The sequence below is a fragment of the Mesorhizobium sp. M7A.F.Ca.US.005.03.2.1 genome, from assembly GCF_003997795.1.
GTDB classification, from domain to species: Bacteria; Pseudomonadota; Alphaproteobacteria; order Rhizobiales; family Rhizobiaceae; genus Mesorhizobium; species Mesorhizobium ciceri.
On the sequence record NZ_RZRP01000503.1, the window covers coordinates 1 to 4,670 of the forward strand.

Annotated in this window: 5 protein-coding genes and 1 pseudogene; 2 read left to right on the plus strand and 4 right to left on the minus strand. The window is 63.6% G+C overall.

Going from position 1 to position 4,670, the window contains the following annotated elements:
• The 3 genes from EN991_RS24080 to EN991_RS24090 all read right to left on the minus strand — a co-directional run.
• Positions 1–1,005: chromosome segregation SMC family protein (locus tag EN991_RS24080; RefSeq protein WP_164769343.1), on the minus strand; the 1,005-nt coding region annotated here is incomplete at its 3' end.
• Between the two features lie 105 nt (positions 1,006–1,110).
• On the minus strand, positions 1,111–1,854 hold the full coding sequence (locus EN991_RS24085; protein WP_013532754.1) for a DsbA family protein: 744 nt from the start codon (positions 1,852–1,854) through the stop codon (positions 1,111–1,113).
• A gap of 163 nt (positions 1,855–2,017) precedes the next feature.
• Positions 2,018–2,518, minus strand: coding sequence for a DUF721 domain-containing protein (locus EN991_RS24090; RefSeq protein WP_013532755.1), 501 nt, complete (start codon positions 2,516–2,518; stop codon positions 2,018–2,020).
• Positions 2,519–2,571: 53 nt separating this feature from the next.
• On the opposite strand from EN991_RS24090, the gene mutY reads away from it, so the two are divergent.
• Together mutY and EN991_RS24100 are read left to right on the plus strand one after the other, a co-directional pair.
• Positions 2,572–3,777 carry an A/G-specific adenine glycosylase gene (mutY, locus tag EN991_RS24095; RefSeq protein ID WP_127369699.1) on the plus strand — a complete coding sequence of 402 codons (1,206 nt, stop codon included), beginning with the start codon at positions 2,572–2,574 and terminating at the stop codon, positions 3,775–3,777.
• A complete protein-coding gene (locus tag EN991_RS24100) occupies positions 3,770–4,381 on the plus strand; it encodes an HAD family phosphatase (RefSeq protein ID WP_013532757.1) in 612 nt (203 codons plus the stop codon). The genes mutY and EN991_RS24100 overlap by 8 nt, the downstream gene beginning before the upstream one ends.
• A 66-nt stretch (positions 4,382–4,447) precedes the next feature.
• Here EN991_RS24100 and EN991_RS24105 read toward each other — a convergent pair.
• Positions 4,448–4,670 (minus strand): annotated as a pseudogene (locus EN991_RS24105) (modification methylase); the annotation flags it as partial.

Genomic DNA, 4,670 nt, shown 5'->3' on the forward strand with positions numbered 1-4,670 from the left:
GACCATGCGCTCCTCACGCGCGATATCGCCGTCGAGCTGCTGCAGCCGGCGCTCGAGTTCGCTCTGACGGGCGCGGATGCGGCCGGCTTCCTCTTCGATCTGCGACTTGGCGATCGAGAGGCGCTGGAAGGCAGCGGCGGCGGCGGCTTCCGCGTCGCGCAGGTCCGGCAGCCGATGGGCGCCTATGCCTTGCTCCCTGGCGGCGGCCATCTGGGCCGCGGCGCGGTCGCCGACCAGTGCCGTGGCAACCGCCAGCGCCGATCGCGCCTCGCCTTCCTGGGTTTTGGCCAGCGTCCAGCGCAGATGCAACAGCGTTGCTTCGGCCTTGCGGATATCGGCCGACAGGTTCTTGAAGCGGGAGGCCTGGCGCGCCTGGCGCTTCAGGCTTTCGATCTGGCTTTCCAGCTCGCCGACGACGTCGTCCAGTCGTTCGAGGTTCTGCTCGGCCGCCTTCAGCCGCAGTTCTGCCTCGTGGCGGCGGGTGTGCAGGCCGGAAATGCCTGCCGCCTCTTCGAGCAGGGCGCGGCGTGCCTGGGGCTTGGCCTGGATCAGTTCGCCGATGCGGCCCTGGCCGACCATCGACGGGGAACGCGCACCGGTCGACTGGTCGGCGAACAGAAGCTGCACGTCCTTGGCGCGGGCCTCCTTGCCGTTGATACGGTAAAGCGAGCCGGCCTCGCGCTCGATGCGGCGCGACACCTGCAGTTCGTCGGCATCGTTGAAGGCAGCAGGCGCCGAGCGGTCACTGTTGTCGAGGAAAAGCGTGACTTCGGCGGTGTTGCGGGCGGGCCGAGTGCCCGAGCCGGAAAAGATGACGTCGTCCATGCCGGACGCGCGCATGTTCTTGTAGGAGCTTTCGCCCATCACCCAGCGCAGCGCCTCGACAAGGTTCGACTTGCCGCAGCCATTCGGTCCGACAATGCCGGTCAGGCCGCGTTCGATGACGAACTCGCCGGGCTCGACGAAGGACTTGAAACCGAGGAGGCGAAGGCGCGAAAACTTCATTCGCGCCGCCCGCTAAGCGGATTTCGGTGGTTTTGCGAAAGGAAGTCGCGGCACGACGAGAAGCCGCGCACGCCGAAGCGCCGCCGCCTCAGGGCTGACTGGACGTCAGAGCAGAGGGTCGATGATGGCCGACATTTCCTCAATCGACATCGCCCCCTTGTAGGTCTTACCGTTGATGAAGAAGGTCGGTGTCGAGTCGACCTTGAATTCATTGGCGCCGCGCTTCTGGACCGATCTCACATCGTCCAGAAGTTTCTGGTCCGTCAAGCAGGCCTCGAAGGACTCCTGTGTAAAACCGGCGAGCTTCGAGATTTGCAGCAGCGCATCCTTGGTATTCTGGACGCCAACCCAGTTCGCCTGCTGCCGGAACAGGACGTCGACCATGGGGTAATAGTTATCCTTGGCGCAGCGCGCCAGCATAAAACCGGCTTCGGCGCTCGGGTCGAACGGGAATTCGCGCAGGATGTAGCGAACCTTGCCGGTGTCGATGTACTTGGTCTTCAGGTCCGGAAAGGTGGTCTCGGCGAAATGCGCGCAATGCGGGCAGGTCATCGAGGCGTATTCGACGATGGTGACCTTGGCGTCGTCCTTGCCAAGCTGCTTGTCGGGCAGCGCGCCAGGCTTCATCAGTTCCGTCATGTCCACGGTGCCCTGGGCTTCCGGCGCGGTGGCGGCGGCCGGCGTGGCCGGCTTTGCGGGAGCGGCCGGCTCAGCGGGCTTCACATTCGCAGCCTTCGCCTCCTCGCCAGAGTCGCTGCAGGCCGCGAGCAGGGCCACCGCCGGAATGGCGGCCAGCGAAGACAGGACGTTTCTGCGAGACAAGCTTTGGCCAAACGGGGGACGGTTCATACGAATCACCTGACAAGGGTTGGATTTTGCAATGCAAAGACACGAAAAGGCGAGAGTTGGCGCGAATTAAGGCATCTCGATCCCCAATCCAATCGCGAAACCTGACAAGGGCGATCACGAAAGCGAGATATTGACGACGAATCCATGACTTTCTTCAAGACGCCTATGATTTTCTCTCCCCAATAATGGTCGCGCCAAGTTTCTCCAGCGAGGCGCGCAGTCCTTCATTATCGACCAGGCCGACAGTCCCCGACAATTTCGTCTTCTCAGCCGCGGTCAGCGGTCTCAGGGCCGGTCTGCGCTTTCCTTTGTCGGCTGTCACCGGCTTCTGCAGGATCCGGATGCGGTTGATGGCGGTGAAGCCGAGGAAGGCGTTGACCCGGTTGATGATCTCGCCCGTCTCGTGCTGCAGATGAAGTGCCGCCATGCCTTCGCAGGCAATGACCAGCACGGCCGGCTCGAACGGATCGTCCTCATGCATACGGCGCGGCCACTGGATTTTTTCGGGACGCGAGTGGCTGGCCAGCCGCGGGCCGGCGATCTCGTCCCATGACTGGACGAGGCCGATCGAAATGCCGGCCCGCTTGCGCAGCACCGGATCGAGGATCCTGGTCGCGAGATCGCTGACCGGGACGGGATTGCCGTAGGGCGTTCTCCCTGCCATGTACGTCCTCCAGCGACGACCCAGCAGATACCGGCCAGGCCAATACAAGATCAATGGCACCAGCAGACCAGACCCGCAAGACCGCATCCTGGGATAGTGGCAAAGCCACATCCGGAGATAGCAGCATAGCTGCATCTGGAGATAGCAGCACAGCTGCATCCGGTGTCAGCGACGATATCGCATCCCGCCTGCTCGGCTGGTATGATGTGCATCACCGTGAATTGCCGTGGCGCATCACGCCCCGTGAGCATGCACGCGGCGTGCGGCCTGATCCCTACCGCATCTGGCTCTCCGAGGTCATGCTGCAGCAGACCACCGTCGAAGCTGTGAAGGCTTATTTCCGGGTATTCGTCGAGAAATGGCCCGATGTCGAGGCGCTGGCCGCGGCGCCGACCGAGGACGTGATGAAGGCGTGGGCGGGGCTCGGTTACTACTCCCGCGCCCGCAATCTCAAGGCTTGTGCCGATCTTGTGGCCGAGCGTGGCGGCCGGTTTCCCGACACGGAGACGGGTTTGAGAGAGCTGCCCGGCATCGGCGCCTATACGTCGGCGGCCATCACGGCGATTGCCTTCGATCGCCCCGCCGCGGTTGTCGACGGCAATGTCGAACGTGTCATCTCCCGGCTGTTTTCGATCACAACCCCGCTCAGCGAAGCCAAGCCCGAGATCCGCGCCCATGTCGAGCGCATGGTGCCCGGGATAAGGCCTGGCGACTTCGCCCAGGCGATGATGGATCTCGGCGCCACCATCTGTACGCCACGCCGGCCACGCTGCATGCTGTGCCCGCTACGCGAAGACTGCAGCGCGGTCGTTTCAGGCGATCCCGAGTACTTCCCGGTGCGCCTGCCCAAGGCCGACAAGCCGCAGCGGCACGGCGCGGCCTTTGTCGCCGCACGGGCCGACGGCGCCATCCTTCTGCGCAAACGGGCCGAGAAGGGCTTGCTCGGCGGCATGACCGAGGTGCCGACGACAGGCTGGACCGCGCGGATCGATGGGGCAACCACGCAAGCGGCCGCGCCGTTTCCCGCCGACTGGCGGCATGCGGGCCGCATTGCGCATGTCTTCACGCATTTCGCTCTCGAACTCGAAGTCTTTCACGCTCACATCAAAGGTGATGCGCCAGACGGGCATTTCTGGTCGCTCGCTCACGAGATTTCCGGCGAGGCGCTGCCGACTGTCATGAAAAAGGCAATCGAGGCTGCGATACCCGGCGCGACGAAAAAGCCGTCGCCACACAGTGCAAAGAGGCCCCATGACTGAAATACGCCACATCGTTTTCGACATCGGCCGCGTGCTGATCCACTACGATCCCAACATTCCGTTCAGCCGCCTCATTCCGGATGCCGAAGAGAGAAAGTGGTTTTTCGACAATGTCTGCACGCATGATTGGAACATCGAGCAGGATCGCGGCCGGACCTGGGAAGAGGCCGAGGCGCTGCTGATCGCGGACCACCCCGATCACGCGGAAAACATCCGCGGTTTCCGCCGCCACTGGCACGAGATGGTGCCGCATGCCTATGAGGACAGCGTCGCCATCATGGTCGGTCTGATCGAGAGCGGCCACGACGTGACCATGCTGACCAATTTCGCCAGCGACACGCTGGCCGAGGCCCGCGAGCGCTTCGATTTCCTCAATCGTCCGCGCGGCGTGACGGTGTCGGCCGATATTCGCCAGATCAAGCCCGACCGAGCCATCTACGATCACCACGTCGCCGCATTCGGCCTCGAACCGGCCGCGACGCTGTTCATCGATGACAGCCAGAAGAATGTCGACGGCGCCAAGGCGGCAGGCTGGCAATCGGTGCTGTTCACCGACGCAAGGACGCTTCAAGCAGACCTTGAACGTCTCGGAATCAAGGCCTGATTTGAATCGCTTCGCGCGATCCGTTGAGCCTTTGAATCAACGGCATTCGAAGCAATTGGCAGGGGCTCAGGCCCCTGCCCGCTCCATGCCGAGCCGCGCGATGCGGCGAAGCTCGTCGATCGGGGTCAGGCCACCGCTGCGCTCATAATGCCAGAAGGTCCAGCCGTTGCAGGCATCCAGCCCCTGCACTTCGGCGCCGACCTTGTGGATCGAACCGGCGCTGTCGCCGATCGCCACCGTGCCGTCGGCCCGCACCTTGGCCGCCCAGCGCTTCTTGGCATCGTAGAGC